General features: G+C 69.5%; 16 protein-coding genes. 1 reads left to right on the plus strand and 15 read right to left on the minus strand.

Features of this window, described 5'->3' with window-relative positions:
* Nucleotides 1–97: 97 nt before the first annotated feature.
* The 10 genes from lepB (ACZ4WS_RS35845) to proS all read right to left on the minus strand — a co-directional run bounded on the left by lepB (ACZ4WS_RS35845) (nt 98) and on the right by proS (nt 8,048).
* Entirely contained in the window at nt 98–1,036 is a 939-nt protein-coding gene (gene lepB, locus ACZ4WS_RS35845) for a signal peptidase I (RefSeq protein WP_467987043.1), read from the minus strand.
* A complete protein-coding gene (gene lepB / locus ACZ4WS_RS35850) occupies nt 921–2,012 on the minus strand; it encodes a signal peptidase I (RefSeq protein WP_467987044.1) in 1,092 nt (363 codons plus the stop codon). Before lepB (ACZ4WS_RS35850) ends, lepB (ACZ4WS_RS35845) begins: the two co-directional genes overlap by 116 nt.
* Nucleotides 2,005–2,721 carry a signal peptidase I gene (lepB, locus tag ACZ4WS_RS35855; protein WP_467987045.1) on the minus strand — a complete coding sequence of 239 codons (717 nt, stop codon included), beginning with the start codon at nt 2,719–2,721 and terminating at the stop codon, nt 2,005–2,007. The genes lepB (ACZ4WS_RS35850) and lepB (ACZ4WS_RS35855) overlap by 8 nt, the downstream gene beginning before the upstream one ends.
* A gap of 80 nt (nt 2,722–2,801) precedes the next feature.
* A complete protein-coding gene (gene rplS / locus ACZ4WS_RS35860) occupies nt 2,802–3,152 on the minus strand; it encodes a 50S ribosomal protein L19 (RefSeq protein ID WP_467987047.1) in 351 nt (116 codons plus the stop codon).
* A gap of 132 nt (nt 3,153–3,284) precedes the next feature.
* A complete protein-coding gene (trmD, locus tag ACZ4WS_RS35865; RefSeq protein ID WP_467987048.1) occupies nt 3,285–4,118 on the minus strand; it encodes a tRNA (guanosine(37)-N1)-methyltransferase TrmD in 834 nt (277 codons plus the stop codon).
* On the minus strand, nt 4,118–4,675 hold the full coding sequence (gene rimM, locus ACZ4WS_RS35870; protein ID WP_467987050.1) for a ribosome maturation factor RimM: 558 nt from the start codon (nt 4,673–4,675) through the stop codon (nt 4,118–4,120). The genes trmD and rimM overlap by 1 nt, the downstream gene beginning before the upstream one ends.
* Nucleotides 4,676–4,759: 84 nt before the next feature.
* Nucleotides 4,760–4,999, minus strand: a complete 240-nt coding sequence (locus ACZ4WS_RS35875) for an RNA-binding protein (RefSeq protein WP_005479813.1) — start codon at nt 4,997–4,999, stop codon at nt 4,760–4,762.
* Between the two features lie 2 nt (nt 5,000–5,001).
* The gene (gene rpsP, locus ACZ4WS_RS35880; protein WP_467987051.1) at nt 5,002–5,421 is read right to left on the minus strand and encodes a 30S ribosomal protein S16; all 420 of its coding nucleotides are present in this window, start codon (nt 5,419–5,421) and stop codon (nt 5,002–5,004) included.
* A 364-nt stretch (nt 5,422–5,785) separates the two neighbouring features.
* The gene (locus ACZ4WS_RS35885; protein ID WP_355867905.1) at nt 5,786–6,382 is read right to left on the minus strand and encodes a hypothetical protein; all 597 of its coding nucleotides are present in this window, start codon (nt 6,380–6,382) and stop codon (nt 5,786–5,788) included.
* Between the two features lie 250 nt (nt 6,383–6,632).
* Nucleotides 6,633–8,048, minus strand: a complete 1,416-nt coding sequence (proS, locus tag ACZ4WS_RS35890) for a proline--tRNA ligase (protein ID WP_467987052.1) — start codon at nt 8,046–8,048, stop codon at nt 6,633–6,635.
* A 200-nt stretch (nt 8,049–8,248) separates the two neighbouring features.
* On the opposite strand from proS, the gene ACZ4WS_RS35895 reads away from it, so the two are divergent.
* A complete protein-coding gene (locus ACZ4WS_RS35895) occupies nt 8,249–9,100 on the plus strand; it encodes an SAM-dependent methyltransferase (RefSeq protein WP_467987053.1) in 852 nt (283 codons plus the stop codon).
* 95 nt (nt 9,101–9,195) lie between these two features.
* Here the strand turns inward: ACZ4WS_RS35895 and ftsH are convergent, their stop codons facing one another.
* From ftsH to ACZ4WS_RS35920, 5 genes are all read right to left on the minus strand, one after another.
* The gene (ftsH, locus tag ACZ4WS_RS35900; protein ID WP_467987054.1) at nt 9,196–11,124 is read right to left on the minus strand and encodes an ATP-dependent zinc metalloprotease FtsH; all 1,929 of its coding nucleotides are present in this window, start codon (nt 11,122–11,124) and stop codon (nt 9,196–9,198) included.
* Nucleotides 11,125–11,266: 142 nt separating this feature from the next.
* Nucleotides 11,267–12,817 (minus strand): signal recognition particle protein, encoded by a 1,551-nt coding sequence (ffh, locus tag ACZ4WS_RS35905; RefSeq protein ID WP_467987055.1) that lies wholly within the window; start codon nt 12,815–12,817, stop codon nt 11,267–11,269.
* A gap of 118 nt (nt 12,818–12,935) precedes the next feature.
* Nucleotides 12,936–15,389 (minus strand): [protein-PII] uridylyltransferase, encoded by a 2,454-nt coding sequence (locus tag ACZ4WS_RS35910; RefSeq protein WP_467987056.1) that lies wholly within the window; start codon nt 15,387–15,389, stop codon nt 12,936–12,938.
* 41 nt (nt 15,390–15,430) lie between these two features.
* Nucleotides 15,431–15,769 (minus strand): P-II family nitrogen regulator, encoded by a 339-nt coding sequence (locus ACZ4WS_RS35915; RefSeq protein ID WP_054235369.1) that lies wholly within the window; start codon nt 15,767–15,769, stop codon nt 15,431–15,433.
* On the minus strand, nt 15,766–17,103 hold the full coding sequence (locus tag ACZ4WS_RS35920) for an ammonium transporter (protein WP_467987057.1): 1,338 nt from the start codon (nt 17,101–17,103) through the stop codon (nt 15,766–15,768). The genes ACZ4WS_RS35915 and ACZ4WS_RS35920 overlap by 4 nt, the downstream gene beginning before the upstream one ends.
* Nucleotides 17,104–17,192: the final 89 nt, after the last annotated feature.

Below are 17,192 nucleotides of genomic sequence, written 5' to 3' on the forward strand. Positions count from 1 at the left end.
GGATGCCCCGCCGCATCGCCAGGCTCCCCTACAAGCGAAGGGCCGGTCAGCCCGGACGTATCCGAGCCGACCGGCCCCAAGGGGACGCTACGGAGCGCTACTTGGACGCCTTCCGGCGACGCCGCACCAGCACCAGCGGCACGGCGCCCACGAGCGCCAGGGCACCCGGTGAGGAGACCGCGGCCGCCGCCTGGTTGCTCAAGCCGTCCTGGCCGAAGGTGTCCGGGACCGGGAGGGTGCCCCAGCGGTTGATGGGCCAGGCCTTGACGATGGCGCGCCCGACAACCTTGTCCACGGGGACCATGCCGTGGTTCTTGTCCATCTGGTTGTAGCGCGAGTCCCGCGAATCCTGGCGGTGGTCACCCATCACCCAGATCTTGCCCTTGGGAACGGTGACCTTGAACTGACCACCGTCCTCGTCGACGCTGCACGGGGTGTTCCCCGCGTACACGTAAGACTCCTCGTTCAGCGCCTTGCCGTTGACGGTCAGCGGGCCGTTGCCCTTGCACTGGATGGTGTCGCCGCCGACTCCGATGACCCGCTTGATGAGGTCCTTCTCCTCGGCGGACGGCATCAGGCCGATCCAGCTGAGGACCGTCTGCAGGGCGTTCGGGTTGGCCGTGGGCTCGCCCCGGAGCCAGCCGTCGGGGTCGTGGAAGACGACCACCTCGCCGCGCTCCGGCTCGGAGCCGAACCACGGGGTCAGCTTGTCGACCAGGACACGGTCCCCCTGCTGGAGGGTGTTCTGCATCGAGTCCGAGGGGATCGAGAACGCCTGCACCAGGAAGGTCTTGATGAGCAGCGCGAGCACCAGGGCGATGCCGATCAGGATCGGCAGCTCCTTCCAGAAGGAGCGCTGCTTCTTCGGCCTCAAAGGATCCTGCTCGGCGCGCTCGGTCGTAGCGCTGCCGTCCGTGGAGTCACTCCCGGAGCCGGAGGCGTCCTCTACGGCCGGGGAAGCCGAATCGTCGGGCTGCTCCGGCTTGCCTTCGGGACCTTCGTGTCCGGACCGTGCGCCGACCGCCACATCCCCCACATCCACTCCTCACTCCGTGCCGCCGCCCGCGTCGTGTTCGGCGCAGGCCCACCACTCCCATAACGAGCGGGAGTTCCGCAGGGGTCGGGAGCGGGATCAATCCGTCTGGATCCGCAGGGGCCACCCTATGCGACTGCGCGAGAGCGGAGGTCGACCCTGCAGGCGCGTCGGCCACGGTGGCGAACGTGCCCGGCTCCTTCAGACGGATCCAGTGCCCGAGAGGCCAGGCGATGACCATGGCGCGGCCGACGACCGACTTCTCGGAGACGGTACCGCTGAACTTGTCGGTGCGGTGGTAGCGGGAGTCGGCGGAGTTGCCCCGGTGGTCGCCCAGCACGAACAGCCGGCCCTGGGGCACCTTCACCTCGAAGGCGAAGTCCGACGGCTTGTCGCCGGCGTAGATGTAGGGCTCGGTCAGCGGCGTGCCGTTGACGGTCACCCGGCCTTGGGTGTCGCAGCACTTGACCGTGTCGCCTCCGACGCCGACGACCCGCTTGATGAGGTCCTTCTCGTTGTCGGACGGCAGCAGGCCGATGAAGGTCAGTCCTTCCTTGACCTGCTTGACGACGACGGGGTCGTTCTTCTTCGTGGTTTCCTCGGCGGTGAGCCAGCCCCCGGGGTCCTTGAAGACGACGACGTCGCCGCGCTGCGGCTTGGAGCCGAACCAAGGGGTGAGCTTGTCGACCAGGACACGGTCACCGATCTGGATCGTGTTCTCCATGGAACCCGACGGGATCACGAAGGCCTGGACGAGGAAGGTCTTGAGGACCAGGGCTATCAGCACGGCGACACCGACGAGGAGCGGTATCTCCTTGACCGCCGAGCGCCGCCTGCGCCGCTTGATCTTGCGGGCGAGCTTGCGCCGCTCGACGCGGCTGGGCCGGACCGCGCCCCCGGAGGCGCGCCGGGTACCGGTGGGCAGCAGGTTGTCGGCGGCGCTGGTGGAGACGCCGCGCGGTTTGCCGCGGTTACCCATGGGCACCGTCCGCAGCGGGCACGCGCGCGTAGCCGTCGGGGCGGGTCAGCTGGGTCCAGTGGCCCGCGGGCCAGGCGATCCAGTCGGCTCGGCCGATCACGTCGCCGACGGGGATCATGCCGCCGCCCGGCGAGCCCAGGTGGTCGCGGGAGTCGCTGGAGTCGCCGCGGTGGTCGCCGAGGACGAAGAGGGTGCCGTCGGGCACGACGACGTCGAAGGGGACGTCGGACGGGCTGTTCCCCGGATACAGAAACGTCGACTCGTCGACCGACCGGCCGTTCACTTCGAGCCTCCCGTCCTTGTCGCAGCAGACCACGTGGTCTCCCCCCACACCGACAACGCGCTTGATGTAGTCGGCGTCCCCGAAATAGCCAGTGCCGTCGAACACGACGACGTCGCCCCGCTGCGGCTCAGCACCAAAACGGTACGCCAACTTATTTACGAGAACGCGGTCCCCGATCCTCAATCCCGGCTCCATCGAGCCGCTGGGAATTTGGAACGGCTGCATCACGAACCTGCTGACGAGGAGCAGAAAAACCAGGCAGACCAGCACGGTCAGGGTGATCCGCCCACCCGGGAGCCAGTCGGCGGCCCGGTCCACCAACGCGAAACGCGACCGGCCCTCCTGCCCCTCTGTGTCCGAGATCTCCTCGGATTCGGAAGGGCGGGAGGAGCGGTCGCGCTCCACATGCTGTGCTTCGGTGTCCATCGCGGCCAGATGCTATCCGGCCTGGCTTTGACACCTTCCTACTGGCTCGATCGCCTACGGCTCGCCGCGGCGGCGCGAGCTCAGCTGTCGCGCTTCTCCTTGATCTTCGCGGCCTTGCCGCGCAGGTCGCGCAGGTAGTACAGCTTGGCGCGACGCACGTCACCGCGGGTGACGAGCTCGATCTTCTCGACGATCGGGGTGTGCACCGGGAAGGTGCGCTCGACGCCAACGGAGAAGGAGACCTTGCGGACCGTGAAGGTCTCGCGGACACCGGCGCCCTGGCGACGGATGACTACGCCCTTGAACTGCTGCACACGGGAGCGGTTGCCCTCGATGACGCGGACGTGGACGTTGACGGTGTCACCCGGGCGGAAGGCCGGGATGTCGGTGCGCAGCGACGCGCTGTCGACGGAGTCGAGCAGGTGAGACATTTCGTCTGCTTTCTTCGCTGATGCCACAGGTCATCAACGGGAGATAGATTTCCAAGATGATGCTGCCGCGCCGGGACGGGCGTCGTGTCCCCCTGTGGCAGGGGCGCACGCCGGACGACGTAGAGCAGCGGCCTATTCTTCCACGGCGTCCGGCCTGCGCCAAAATCGACCGTGCGGCACCCCTTCGGGATCCGGGGCCCAGCCCAGGATCGAGAGCATTTCGCGGTCCTTCTTGTCGAAGACGGAAGGATCGCAGCGCTCGATGAGGTCGGGCCGGTTGGCCGTCGTACGGCGCAGGGCCTCGTCGCGGCGCCAGCGGGCGATCTTCCCGTGGTGGCCGCTGACCAGCACATCGGGGATCTCGCGGCCGCGCCACGCCGGGGGCTTGGTGTAAACCGGCCCCTCCAGGAGGTTGGCCATGGCCCCGGGAGCGAAGGAGTCGTCCCGGTGCGACTCCGCGTTGCCCAGGACACCGGGCAGCAGCCGGGCCACCGCCTCCGTGACGACGAGTACGGCCGCCTCGCCGCCGGCGAGTACGTAGTCGCCGATGGACACCTCGTAGACGGGCATCCGCGTCGCGTACTCGTCGATGACGCGGCGGTCGATGCCCTCGTAGCGGGCGGGTGTGAAGACCAGCCAGGGGCGCTCGGAGAGCTCGACGGCGAGTTCCTGGGTGAACGGGCGTCCGCTGGGCGTGGGGACGACCAGTACGGGGCCGTGCGAACCCGTCTCGTAGCCGTCCGCGAGGACGGAGTCCAGGGCTTCGCCCCATGGGTCGGTCTTCATGACCATGCCGGGACCGCCGCCGTACGGGGTGTCGTCGACCGTGTTGTGACGGTCGTAGGTCCACTCCCGAAGATCATGCACGTGCACATTCAGCTGTCCACGCGCGCGTGCCTTGCCGACCAGCGAGACGTTCAGGGGTTCCAGGTACTCGGGGAAGATCGTGACGACGTCGAGCCGCATCAGGCGTCTTCTCCGGAGGCGTCGTCCCGGGACGAATCGATCTCGGCCTGGTCGTCGATCAGGCCCGGCGGGGGGTCGATGACGGCCCGCTGCTCCTCCAGGTCGATCTCGATGACGATCTCCTCGACGAACGGGATCAGGACCTCGGTGCCGTCCGCCCGCTCGACCACGAACAGGTCCTGCGAGGGCAGGTGCGAGATCTCCGTGATCCGTCCGACCTCCGCACCCTCCTTGGTGACCACGTCCAGGTCCATCAGCTGGTGGTCGTAGTACTCGTCCGGGTCCTCCGGCGTCTCGTCCGGGTCGACCTCGGCGATCAGGAGGGTGTTGCGCAGCGCCTCGGCGGCGTTCCGGTCACGTACGCCTTCGAAGCGCAGCAGGAGACGGCCGCTGTGTACGCGGCCCGTCTCGATGGTCAGCGGTCCGGCGGAGGCCGGGTCGGTGAGCAGGACGGCGCCGGGCCCGAGCCTGAGTTCCGGCTCGTCCGTACGTACCTCCACGGTGACCTCGCCCTTGATGCCATGGGCGCGGCCGACGCGAGCGACTACCAGCTGCACTGTGCTTGATCTCCTGTCGGTACGACTACGGGCCGGGGACGGCCCAAGAGGCCCTCCCCGGCCCGAGCCGGTGCTGCATTTACGTCAGCGGACGTGGTCCACGTCGACAAGGTCGACGCGGACACCGCGGCCGCCGATGGCGCCCACGACGGTACGCAGAGCGCGCGCGGTGCGGCCGTTGCGGCCGATCACCTTGCCGAGGTCGTCGGGGTGCACCCGGACCTCGAGAACGCGCCCACGGCGCAGGTCGCGCGAGGCGACCTGCACATCGTCGGGGTTGTCGACGATGCCCTTCACGAGGTGCTCGAGAGCCTCCTCGAGCATGCTCAGGCCTCGGTCGACGCGGACTCGGCCGCAGCCTCGTCCTTCTTCTCAGCCTTCTTCTTCTGGGTGATGGCCTCACCCTTGCCCTCGTCGTCGCCGCCCAGGGCGTCGAACAGCGGGCGCGCGGCCTTCGGCTCGGCCACGAGCAGCGGAGCCGGGGCGGGCAGGCCCTTGAACTTCTGCCAGTCGCCGGTCAGCTTCAGGATCGCGAGAACGGGCTCGGTCGGCTGCGCGCCGACACCCAGCCAGTACTGCGCGCGGTCCGAGTCGACCTCGATGCGCGAGGGGTTCTGTACCGGGTGGTACAGACCGATCTCCTCGATGGCCCGGCCGTCACGGCGGGTGCGGGAGTCGGCGACGACGATGCGGTAGTGAGGCGAACGGATCTTGCCCAGACGCTTCAGCTTGATCTTGACTGCCACGGAAGTGGTGTCTCCTGGTCTTGACGTGGTTGGGCACGGCGAGATGGCCGCGTGGGGTTGCGGTACCCGAGTGCCCGATGGACGCGTCAGCCGGAGGAGAGAGGGGTCCTATGCGGCTGTCGAGTACAGCTAGCCATTGTGCCACATCCTGGCGGGGCACCTTCACCGGTCAGGGTGCACCTGCCCACGCCTCATCGGCACCCGGCGCCGGGCGTTGGCTACGCCACCCGGCGCTCAGGGGTGCCGCTGCGCCATCCGTGCCGCCTGGGGGTCCCCCCCACGCCCTTAAGGCGGTGGGGGAGGCACGATGGCCCGCAGCTTTGGCGGCGGCTGAGAATACGGCTGCCACGAGCAGCCGCCTCTCTCAACCCGCCGCCGCGCCGACCACCTCAGGGATCCGGAACGGCTTTCCGCACCCTCCGCACACGATCGGCGCCTGCGCCAGCACCGACGGGACGACCCGTACGTTGCGGCCGCAGTCGCACACCGCCTTTACGCGCACGCCTCCTCCGGAGGAGCCGTGCCGGGCGGCCGGACCGCGGAAGGAGCGGGCGGTGTCGGCGGCGGTGGCGGCCGTGTGGGCCTTCAACGCGCGCTGCAACCGCTCGATCGTCGGGCGGTAGCGACGCTTCGCCTCGGGGTTGAGCGTGACCAGGGAGAAGCCACTGCTGGGGTGCGGCTCCTCGGGGTGGTCCAGGCCCAGCTCCTCGGCGATCGCGAGGAATCTGCGGTTGTGGTAGCGGCCGGCGCGCGAAGTGTCGCGGACTCCGCGGGCGGCGGCGATGCCGTGGACTGCCTCATGAAGCAGTCGCTCGAAGGAGAGTTCGTGTCCGCAGGCGGACGACGACTCTCCGATCAGGGACTCTGGCGCGGCAAGATCCGGCAACTCGGGGTGGTGCCGCTGAATGTCGGCCCACGCCCCTGCCAGCTCTGCGGCGAGAACAGGTGGTGTCGTGCTCACGACGTGACAACGAGCCGGGGTGCCTCTGTGTTCCTATTCCGGGCCATCCCAAATAATTTGCACGTACCCGTCAGTTGCCGCTGATGCGTCCTGACGAGGGCGGGTGCGCTGATCTGCGGAGAAGCCTCACAGCTCATACCAAGGCGGTACGTAGGGGCACGTACGCCCCGGCGCGTAGACGGTGCCCGCGCGCCGGGGCACCTGTGGTCATCAGATGCGCAAGAGGCGTTTCGGTCGCCCTGAGGGCTACTCAGTAAGCGCGCGCCACGACGGCGACGTTACCGGGTGCGTCGTCGGCGTCGGGCACCGACCCGTCCTCCGCGACCAGACACCGTACGGTCACCGAGTGCTCGGCCAGCTTGGCCTCGCCCTCTTCGCCGAGGTCGGCCCACGGGATGCGCGCCCAGCCTCCGGCGACGGCCGCCTCGACGGCCTCCTCGATCGTCGACACGTCCGATGTACGGGACTCACGACGCCCGCGCGACTGCGTGAGAAGCAGCGCCTGGTCCTCTTCGAGGACAGTGGGGAGCAGAGATACGAGCGTGTCGATCGCCACCGGCTCCTTGCCGCCGGGGATGCGGCGGGCCAGCATCGCGGTGCTGTTCTCCAGGTCACGGGGGCCGACCTCGATGCGTACAGGCACGCCCTTGAGCTCCCAGTCGACGGCGCGGCGCCCGAAGGGGGTGTCCGTACGGTCGTCCACCTGGACGCGTACGCCCGCCGCCTTCAACTGATCGCCGATTTCGCGGACCTTGGCCAGAACCGCGTCATCACCCTTGATCGCGAGGACGACGGCCTGTACGGGGGCGAGCCGCGGCGGCACCCGCAACCCATTGTCATCACCGTGCGACATGATCAGGCCACCCACCATGCGGGTCGACGACCCCCAGGAGGTCTGCCAGACGAGCTCCTGCTTGCCGTCCTTGGACAGGTACTGGGTGTTGAAGGCCTTCGCGAAGTTCTGGCCGAGCTCGTGGCTGGTGCCCATCTGGAGGGCCTTGCCGTCGCCCATCATGGCTTCGAGCGTGAGGGTGTTGATGGCGCCGGCGAACCGCTCGCTGGGCGTCTTGCGGCCGAGTACGACATCGATCCCGAGGACGTTCACCATGAAGTCCGCGTACACCTTCTCGTGGATGTACGCGGCGTAGTCCCGGGCGTCCTCGTACGTGGCGTGGGCGGTGTGGCCCTCCTGCCAGAGGAATTCCGTCGTACGGAGGAACACCCGCGGGCGCATCTCCCAACGGACCACGTTCGCCCACTGGTTGATCAGCAGCGGCAGGTCGCGGTAACTCTGCACCCACTTGGAGAAGGAGGCGTTGATGATCGTCTCGGAGGTGGGGCGGACGACGACCGGCTCCTCCAGCTCCTTGCCGCCGCCGTGCGTGACGACCGCGAGTTCGGGGGCGAAGCCCTCGACGTGCTCGGCCTCCTTCGTCAGGTACGACTGCGGGATGAAGAGCGGGAAGTACGCGTTCTGGGCACCCGCCTCCTTGATGCGGGCATCCATCTCCTGCTGCATCCGCTCCCACAGCCCGTACCCGTACGGCCGGATGACCATGGTGCCGCGCACCGGCCCGTTGTCGGCCAGCTCGGCCTTGTTGATCAGGTCCTGGTACCAGCGCGGGAAATCGTCCGCCTGGGGCGTGAGAACGGGTGCCTTTGCCATGGGCGCGATGGTACGGGCACACGTTGCCGGGATGTGAATTCTTTCGGCGCGCACAGGCAGCGCACAAGCAGGGCTCCGCGACCCCTGGACGCCACGACGAGTGCGGAGTTATCTGGCGTACGGGGGGAGTGCGGGCGTACTCCACGGGGGCCAGGGAAACGGGGAACAGCGGCAACTCTCGGCGGATTGGGGCACTTTCGATGACACCTACGCTCGTGCGGGCTCACCTACCTCACACGGGGGCGGCGCCTCGTGTGGATCAGTGTGCACGCGCGCGTGACTGGGCCGAGATCCAGGAGCGGATGCTGGTGCCGCTCTACGAGGCCGTCTACGAGCGACTCGAAGTGGGCGCCGGAACGCGGCTCCTCGGCCTCGGCTGCGGTTCGGGGCTCGCCCTCCTGATGGCGGTCTCCCGGGGCGCCGCGGTCACCGGCGTCGACTCCTCGTCGCCCGAGCGGCTGGCTCTTGCGCGGGAGCGGTTGCTGCCGGAGGCGTGGGGCACGCGCGCGCGTGCGGACACCCCGCTGGTGGACGGCTCCCCCGCGGACGTGGCCGTCGTGGGTGCGCCCATGTACAACCTCGTGACCGCGTTCGAGCCGATCGGGTGTGTGGCCGGGGACTCCGAAGGGCTCGGTTCGCTGCTCGACACGGCTGCCCCACTTGCCGAGCGGGGGGCACCCGTGGTGCTGGCCGGGTGGGGGCCGCCGGAACGTTGCACCACGTCCTCCGTGTTGCGGGTCGCCACCGAGTTGGCTGAGCCTTCGCGGGCCAGTTGGCGGGCCGCCTGCCGGGACGACCTCGAGGAGGTCGCCCAGCGGGCCGGGCTCAAGCCCGACGGGTCGGGGCGGGTTGCCTGTCCTTTCGGGTACGCCGACATGGACAGTGCGGTGCGGGGGCTGGTGTCGACCGGGCTGTTCGACGCGGCGGTCGCTGCCACCGATCAGGCGCAGGTCGACAAGGAAATCACCGAGGCGCTACAGCCTCATCTGCGGCGGGACGGGACGGTGTGGATGCCGAACGTCTTCCGGTATCTGATCGCTCGTACGGGGTGAGGTCGCGGGCTCTTTTTCGCCCCCTCCGCCCCTGCCCGTCCCGTACCTGGGGCCTCCGCTCCAGACCCCGCTCCTCAAACGCCGGGGGGCTGATTTCAGCCCGTCCGGCGTTTGACGCCCGCGACCCGGTACGCCTCCGCCTCCTCCAGCGTCTCGTTCGCCAGCAGTGCCTCCGCCAGGGCGTCCAGTTGCCCGCGATGGTCGCGGAGTTTCTGGCAGGCCTCCTCGTAGCACTCGTCGACGATGCGCCGCATCTCGTGGTCGATGGAGTCGAGGGTCGCCGGAGCGGCGGCCAGCCCGTACGCCTGCTGGGCGTCGTTCGGCAAGGCCGACAGGCGGCCGACGCGCTCGCTCATGCCCCACCGGGCGACCATGCCCCGCACGATGTTCGTGACCTGCTCCAGGTCGTTCTCCGAGCCCGTCGTGACGACTCCGTAGACGACGTGTTCGGCTGCCATGCCTCCCAGGGCGCCGATGATGCGGCCGCGCAGGTATTCCTCCGTGTACGCGTACCTGTCGCTCTCCGGCGTGGAGAGGGTGACGCCCAGCGCCCGGCCGCGCGGGACGATCGTGATCTTGCGGACCGGGTCGGCGCCAGGCTGGAGCATGCCGAGGAGGGCGTGGCCGCTTTCGTGGTACGCCGTGCGGCGGCGTTCCTCCTCGGGCATCACCAAGGGTCGCTCGGCACCCAGCTGCACCTTTTCCAGCGCCTCGGAGAGGTCCGTCTGCGTCACCTGCTGCTGCTTGCGCTTGACCGCGAGCAGGGCCGCCTCGTTGGCGAGGTTGGCGAGATCCGCACCGGTCATGCCCGGGGTCGTACGGGCCACCTGGGCCAGGTCGACATCCGGGGACAGGGGAATTTCGCGGGTGTGGATCTCCAGGATCGCCTCGCGGCCGCCGCGGTCGGGGGGTGAGACGTTGACGACGCGGTCGAAGCGGCCGGGGCGGGTGAGCGCCGGGTCCAGGATGTCCGCGCGGTTGGTCGCCGCGATGACGATGACGCCCTCCGAGCCCGAGAAGCCGTCCATCTCGGTGAGGATCTGGTTCAGCGTCTGCTCGCGCTCGTCGTGACCGCCCATGGCGGAGCCGCCGGCCCGCGCCCGTCCGATCGTGTCGATCTCGTCGATGAAGATGATGGAGGGGGCCACCTTGCGGGCCTCCGCGAAGAGTTCGCGGACCCGGGACGCGCCCACGCCCACGATCATCTCGATGAACTCCGACGCGGAGGCCGAGAAGAACGGGACGCCCGCCTCCCCCGCCACCGCTCGCGCGAGCAGCGTCTTGCCGGTACCGGGCGGGCCTGCGAGCAGCACGCCGCGTGGCATCTTCGCGCCCATCCTGCGGTACTCGTCCGGGTTCTTGAGAAAGTCCACGACGTCGTTCAGTTCGCCCTCGACCTCGTCGATCCCTGCCACGTCCGCGAACGTCGTGCGCTGGGCGCCGGGCTGCAGTTCGACCGGCTTCGGAGGCGCCTTGCGGCCGAGCATGCCGCCCGCGCCGCCCATGCCCGCCCTCATCCGCCGGGCGATGAAGACCCACAGGACGACGAGCAGCAGCATCGGCGCAAGCGAGAGGAGCAGGTTGGAGAGGAAGCTGCGCTGCTGGACCACCGGCGAGGCGGTCACCGTGACGTTGTGCTTGTCCAGGTTCTCCCAGAGCTTGTCGTCCGCGAAGGACGGGCGCTGGGTCTTGAACTTGGTGTACTTCCCGTCGCCCCCCGGGTTGTCCTGGGCGTTCTTGAGCTGGCCCTGGATCGCGTCGCCCTTGGAGTAGATCTTGGTGACGTTGCCGTCGTTGACCTGCTTGCTGAACTCCGTGTACGAGATCGTCGGCTCGTTGCCCTCGTTGAAGAAGGAGAGCACCAGGTTCGCGATCAGGTACACGACCAGGGCGGCGAGGACGAGGCTCCACCAGCCGCCCGGCATCTTCTTCCTGCCGGAGGGCGGCGGTGTCGGCTCGGGCGGAGTGCCCTCGGTACGCCACGGCTGGTCAGGGGCCTTGCGCGGCGGCACAGGGTTGCTCATATTCGGACGTTACGACACGAAAACGGCGCCAGCACCCGCAGCGAACGCGCCGGGGGCGCCCTCCCGAAGAGGGCGCCCCCAGCCACGTACGCACAAAAGAACCGTCAGCCCATGAACGAACCGTCAGTCCACGGACGAACCGTCAGCCCATGAACTTCTTGAACTCGTCCGGCAGCTCGAAGTCCTGGGCGCCCTGCTGGGGCAGGCCGAAGGCGTTGTCGCCCTGGGATCCGGCCTCGCGGCGCGCGGCCTCCTCCAGCTCCTGCTGCTTGCGCTTCATCGGGTTGCCGGAGCGCTGCTTGCCCTTGGCCTTCTTGGGCTGCTTCTTCGTCCGGCCGGGGCCGCCACCCATGCCCGGCATCCCGGGCATTCCCGGCATGCCACCGCCCTGGGCCATGCGGGACATCATCTTGCGGGCCTCGAAGAACCGCTCGACCAGGCCCTTGACCGCGCTGACCTCGACGCCGGAGCCCTTGGCGATACGGGCGCGGCGCGAGCCGTTGATGATCGTCGGCTCCTGGCGCTCGCCCGGGGTCATCGACTTGATGATCGCGGCCGTGCGGTCGACGTCGCGCTCGTCGAGGTTGTTGATCTGGTCCTTGATCTGACCCATGCCCGGGAGCATGCCGAGCAGCTTGCTGATGCTGCCCATCTTCCGGACCTGCTCCATCTGGGACAGGAAGTCGTCGAGCGTGAAGTCCTGGCCCTTCTTGGACGCCAGCTTGGAGGCCATCTTCTCGGCCTCTTCTTGGCTGAACGTCTTCTCCGCCTGCTCGATCAGGGTGAGCAGGTCACCCAGGTCGAGGATGCGGGAGGCCATCCGGTCCGGGTGGAAGGCGTCGAAGTCGTCGAGCTTCTCGCCGTTCGACGCGAACATGATCGGCTTGCCGGTGACCGAGGCGATGGAGAGGGCCGCGCCGCCTCGGGCGTCGCCGTCGAGCTTCGAGAGGACCACGCCGTCGAAGCCGACGCCGTCGCGGAAGGCCTCGGCCGTGTTGACCGCGTCCTGGCCGATCATCGCGTCGACGACGAAGAGGATCTCGTCGGGCGAGACCACGTCACGGATGTCCGCGGCCTGCTGCATCATCTCCTGGTCGATGCCCAGGCGGCCCGCGGTGTCCACGATCACGATGTCGTGGACCTTCGTCTTCGCGAACTCGATGGAGTCCTTGGCGACCTTGACCGGGTCGCCGACGCCGTTGCCCGGCTCGGGCGCGTACACCGCGATGCCCGCGCGCTCGGCGACGACGCTGAGCTGGGTGACGGCGTTCGGGCGCTGGAGGTCGGCGGCGACCAGGAGCGGGGAGTGGCCCTGGTCCTTGAGGTGCTTGCCGAGCTTTCCGGCGAGCGTGGTCTTACCAGCACCCTGCAGACCCGCGAGCATGATCACGGTGGGCGGGTTCTTGGCGAACCGGAGGCGGCGGGTCTCGCCGCCCAGGATCGTGACGAGCTCCTCGTTCACGATCTTCAGGACCTGCTGGGCAGGGTTCAGCGCCTTGGAGACGTCCGAACCGAGCGCGCGCTCCTTGACGTTCTTGATGAAGGTCCGCACGACCGGCAGGGCCACGTCGGCTTCGAGGAGCGCGATACGGATCTCGCGTGCGGTGGCGTCGATGTCAGCTTCGGACAGCCGGCCCTTGCCCCGCAGGTTCTTGAACGTCGCTGAGAGGCGATCGGAGAGAGTATCGAACACGGCGCTCGTCGGTCCTCAGGGGTCGGGGGCGATGGGAATCGCCCTCCAGGGTATCTGGCCGCGTGTGGTGAGGTCTCCACCGCGTACGTACGAGACCGGGGGTGCTCCCGGTCACAGCTCATTCGCGCAGGGTCTCCTCCAGGGAACGGACCACCGAAACCGCCTCCTCCCCCGGCAGCGGCACACCCTTCTTCCCGGTCACGTAGAAGGCGTCCACGGCGTTCGCGCCGAGCGTGGAGACGTGCATGCTCCGCACCCGTACGTTCGCGTCCTCCAGGGCCCTGCCGATGCGGTGCAGCAGGCCAGGGGCGTCGTGGGCGCGGACCTCGATGACCGTGGCGTGGCGCGAGGCCGCCGGGGCGACCGTCACACGGGGCGGCGGCGCGATCGTCCCCCGGCGCCGCGGATAGGCGGCGTCGCGTTCGGCGAGCCTGGCCGCGATGTCGAGGGAGCCGTCCAGGGCCCGTACGAGATCGGCGCGCAGGCGGGCGGCCTGCGGCAGGGAGCCGTACTCGGCGGCGACCCGCCAGTTGAGCAGCAGCACCGAGCCCTCGACGCCGTCGGGCAGGTCCAGGGCGCGCAGCTCGGCGGTGCGCACGGTCAGCCGGTGCATGGCGAGGACGCCCGCGACCGCGGGGAGCACGCGGGGCTGGTCGGGTACGGCGATGAGCAGCTCCACGCCCAGCGGCTCCGGGTCCTCCGCCGGGGAGCCCGCGTCGGCATCGACCGGTTCCGTCTGCGCGCGCAGCGCCAGTACGGGTCCGCCCGTCCGGAACGCCTCGATCGCGAGCCGCTCCTGCTCGGCCGTGGGTGCGGCGTCCTCGGGCTCCTCGGGGGCGTCCCCGGCGAGCACGGCCGAGACCCGTTTGACCAGGTCGGCGACGAGGGAACCGCGCCAGGAGGACCACGCGGCGGGCCCGGTGGCCAGCGCGTCGGCCTCGGTCAGCGCGTGCAGCAGTTCGAGGGTGCCCTGCGAGCCGACCGCCTCGGCGACCGAGCGGACGGTGACCGGGTCCTCCAGGTCGCGCCGGGTCGCCGTGTCGATGAGCAGCAGGTGGTGGCGTACGAGGGTGGCGAGCACCACCACGTCCGCGCGGTCGAAGCCGATCCGGGCGGCCACGTCCCGCGCGATGATCTCGCCCGCCACGGAGTGGTCGCCGGGCCAGCCCTTGCCGATGTCGTGCAACAGGGAAGCGACGAGGAGCAGGTCGGGGCGGCCCACGCGCCGGGTCAGTTCGGAGGCGCGGACGGCCGTCTCGATGAGGTGGCGGTCGACGGTCCAGATGTGTACGGCGTTGCGCTGCGGGCGGCAGCGCACCCGCTCCCAGTCGGGCAGGAGCCGGGTGATCAGGCCCTCGGCCTCCAGCGCCTCCCAGACCTCGATGGTCGGGCGGCCCGAGCCGAGGAGCGTGACGAGTTGTTCGCGCGCCTCGGCGGGCCAGGGCGCGGGCAGGGGGCGCGCGGCGGCGGCCATGCGCCGTACGGCGTGCAGGGAGAGCGGAAGCCCGGACTGCGCCGCCGCGGCCGCCGCGCGCAACGGGAGCACGGGGTCACGCTCGGGGCGCGCGGCGCGCGCGAGCACTACCTCGCCGTCCTGCTCGACCACGCCCTCCGCGAGCGGGGAGCGCTCGGCGACCGGCTTGCCGCCGCCCAGCATGGCGCGCAGGCGCGGACGCACGGCGCGCGAACGCAACACGCGCCCCACCTCGCGCCACGTCACATCACTCGCGTACGAGACGACGCGCGCCGCTTCGTACACCTGGCGCAGCAGCGTGTCGGCGTCCAGCAGGCCGAGCTCGGCGGCGACCTGGTCCTGCTCCTGGAGCGAGAGGCGGTCGGTGGCGCGCCCGGTGGTGAGATGCAGCGCGTCGCGGACGTCCAGAAGTCGTCGGCGTGCGTCGGAGAGGCCCTCGCGGGGCGCGTCCGCGAGCCAGGAGGCGGCGACGGCGCGCAGGGCGGTGGCGTCGCGCAACCCGCCGCGCGCCTCCTTCAGGTCCGGCTCCAGCAGGTACTGCAGCTCACCCTGGCGCTCGGCGCGCTCGGCGCACAGCTCCTGGAGTTCGGGGAGACGTTTCGGCGCCTGGTTGCGCCAGTCGGCGAGGACGGCCGTACGCAATCCGGCGGTGAGGCCGAGGTCGCCCGCGAGGTGGCGGGCGTCCAGCAGGCCCAGCTGCACCTTGAGGTCCTCGCCCGCGGTCTTGCGGGCCTCGGCGGGCGTCCGGACCGAGTGGTCGAGGGCCAGGCCCAGGTCCCAGACGGGGTACCAGATGCGGTCGGCGAGGGCGGCGACCCCGCCGGAGTCGCTGCCGTCGTGCAGAAGCAGCAGGTCGAGGTCGCTGCGCGGGGAGAGCTCACCGCGGCCGTAGCCGCCGACCGCGACGAGCGAGACGCCGCGCAGCCCTTCGGAACCGGCGGTGAACAGGCCGGTCAGCCAGTCGTCGGTCAGTTCGGCGAGGGCAGCACGGCGCGGCGGCCCGGACCGCGCCCCCTCCTGGAGGAGGCGCAGCCGGGCCGCCGCGTAGCCGCTGGGTCCCGAGTCCTCTGCTTCCGTACGCATGTCCGCACTCGTCACCCAGCGACTCCTGTCTTTCTTCTTCTGTTGAGCGGGGCCGGTTAGAGCGCGTCCGGGCCGCGCTCGCCGGTCCGGACCCGGACGGCCGTCTCGACCGGGATGGACCAGACCTTGCCGTCACCGATCTTGCCGGTGCGGGCCGCCTTCACGACGACGTCGATCAGCTGTTCGGCGTCGTCGTCCTCGGCCAGCACCTCGATGCGGATCTTGGGGACCAGGTCGACCGTGTACTCGGCACCACGGTAGACCTCAGTGTGTCCCCGCTGCCGACCGTAGCCGCTGGCCTCGGTGACCGTCAGACCGTGTACCCCGAAGGCCTGCAGGGCCTCCTTGATCTCGTCGAGCCGGTGGGGCTTCACGACGGCGGTGATGAGCTTCATGCGTCCACCTTCTTGCTCTCCGTACCCGCGAGGGCGGAAACGGCGGCCCCGACGACGCCGCCGCCCGCTCCGCTGAAGTCGTATGCGGTCTCGGCGTGCTCGGCCTGGTCGATGCCCGCGATCTCCTCGTCCTCGGTGACCCGCATACCGATGGTCTTGTCGATCAGGAAGGCGAGGATCGCGGAGGCGATCAGGGAGTAGGCGAGGACGGCGAAGACACCGGCGCACTGCTTCCAGAACTGGGTCATGCCGCCGCCGTAGAAGAGACCCTCCACGGTGGACTGGCCCTTGCCGCTGGCCAGGAGGCCGATCAGCAGGGAGCCGACGACGCCGCCGACCATGTGGACGCCGACGACGTCGAGGGAGTCGTCGTAGCCGAACTTGTACTTCAGGCCGACGGCCATGGCGCACAGCACACCGGCGATGACGCCGACGGCGATCGCGCCGAGCGGGGAGACCGCACCACCGGACGGGGTGATGGCGACCAGACCGGCTACGGCGCCCGAGGCGGCACCCAGCGTGGTGAACGCGCCGTGGCGGATCTTCTCGTAGATGAGCCAGGCCAGCATCGCAGCGGCGGTGGCGATCTGCGTGTTGACGAACATCAGCGCGCCGACACCGTCGTCGTTGCCGAGCCACGAACCGGCGTTGAATCCGAACCAGCCGAACCACAGCAGACCGGAGCCGAGCATCACCAGCGGGAGGCTGTGCGGACGCATCGGGTCCTTCTTGAAGCCGACGCGCTTGCCGATGACCAGGATCACGCCGAGCGCCGCGGCACCCGCGTTGATGTGAACCGCCGTACCACCGGCGAAGTCGATCACGCCCAGGTCGAAGGCCCAGCCGCCGGTGCCCCAGACCCAGTGGGCGACCGGGAAGTAGACGACCGTGGCCCACAGCGCGATGAACAGCGACCACGCCGTGAACTTCACGCGGTCCGCCAGAGCGCCGCTTATCAGCGCGGGCGTGATGATCGCGAACATCAGCTGGAAGACCATGAAGACGAAGATCGGGATGGTGTATCCCGGCCACAGCTGCGTCAGGCCGATGTTGCTGAGGCCGACCCAGTCCGACGTCCAGCCGATGAGCGAGCCCTTGTCGGTGCCGAAGGCGAGGGAGAAGCCGTACAGCACCCACAGGATGGTGATGATCCCCATGCTGATGAAGCTCATCATCAGCATGTTGAGGGTGCTCTTGACGCGGACCATGCCTCCGTAGAAGAAGGCCAGGCCGGGCGTCATGATCAGCACCAGGGCGGAACAGATGAGCATGAACCCTGTGTTGGCGGCAGACAGCTTGGGTGCCTCTGCGGCAAGGGTGATGGCTGGTGCCATCGGCGTCTCCTCGTCGTTGGTACGGCCCCGTGCGGGCGAAGCCTGAGTGGGCGTGAGGGGCGGGCCGGTTATGCGCCATGACATTGGCG

The organism is Streptomyces sp. NPDC029292, assembly GCF_055569295.1.

Coding starts and splice junctions, on each gene's coding strand:
- trmD (WP_467987048.1), bottom strand. CDS start 4,118: ATGCGGCTCGACGTCGTCACGATCTTCCCCGAGTACCTGGAACCCCTG.
- ACZ4WS_RS35875 (WP_005479813.1), bottom strand. CDS start 4,999: ATGCTCGAGGAGGCTCTCGAGCACCTCGTGAAGGGCATCGTCGACAAC.
- lepB (WP_467987045.1), bottom strand. CDS start 2,721: ATGGACACCGAAGCACAGCATGTGGAGCGCGACCGCTCCTCCCGCCCT.
- proS (WP_467987052.1), bottom strand. CDS start 8,048: ATGGCAAAGGCACCCGTTCTCACGCCCCAGGCGGACGATTTCCCGCGC.
- lepB (WP_467987044.1), bottom strand. CDS start 2,012: ATGGGTAACCGCGGCAAACCGCGCGGCGTCTCCACCAGCGCCGCCGAC.
- rplS (WP_467987047.1), bottom strand. CDS start 3,152: ATGTCTCACCTGCTCGACTCCGTCGACAGCGCGTCGCTGCGCACCGAC.
- ACZ4WS_RS35895 (WP_467987053.1), top strand. CDS start 8,249: ATGACACCTACGCTCGTGCGGGCTCACCTACCTCACACGGGGGCGGCG.
- ACZ4WS_RS35920 (WP_467987057.1), bottom strand. CDS start 17,103: ATGGCACCAGCCATCACCCTTGCCGCAGAGGCACCCAAGCTGTCTGCC.
- ftsH (WP_467987054.1), bottom strand. CDS start 11,124: ATGAGCAACCCTGTGCCGCCGCGCAAGGCCCCTGACCAGCCGTGGCGT.
- ACZ4WS_RS35915 (WP_054235369.1), bottom strand. CDS start 15,769: ATGAAGCTCATCACCGCCGTCGTGAAGCCCCACCGGCTCGACGAGATC.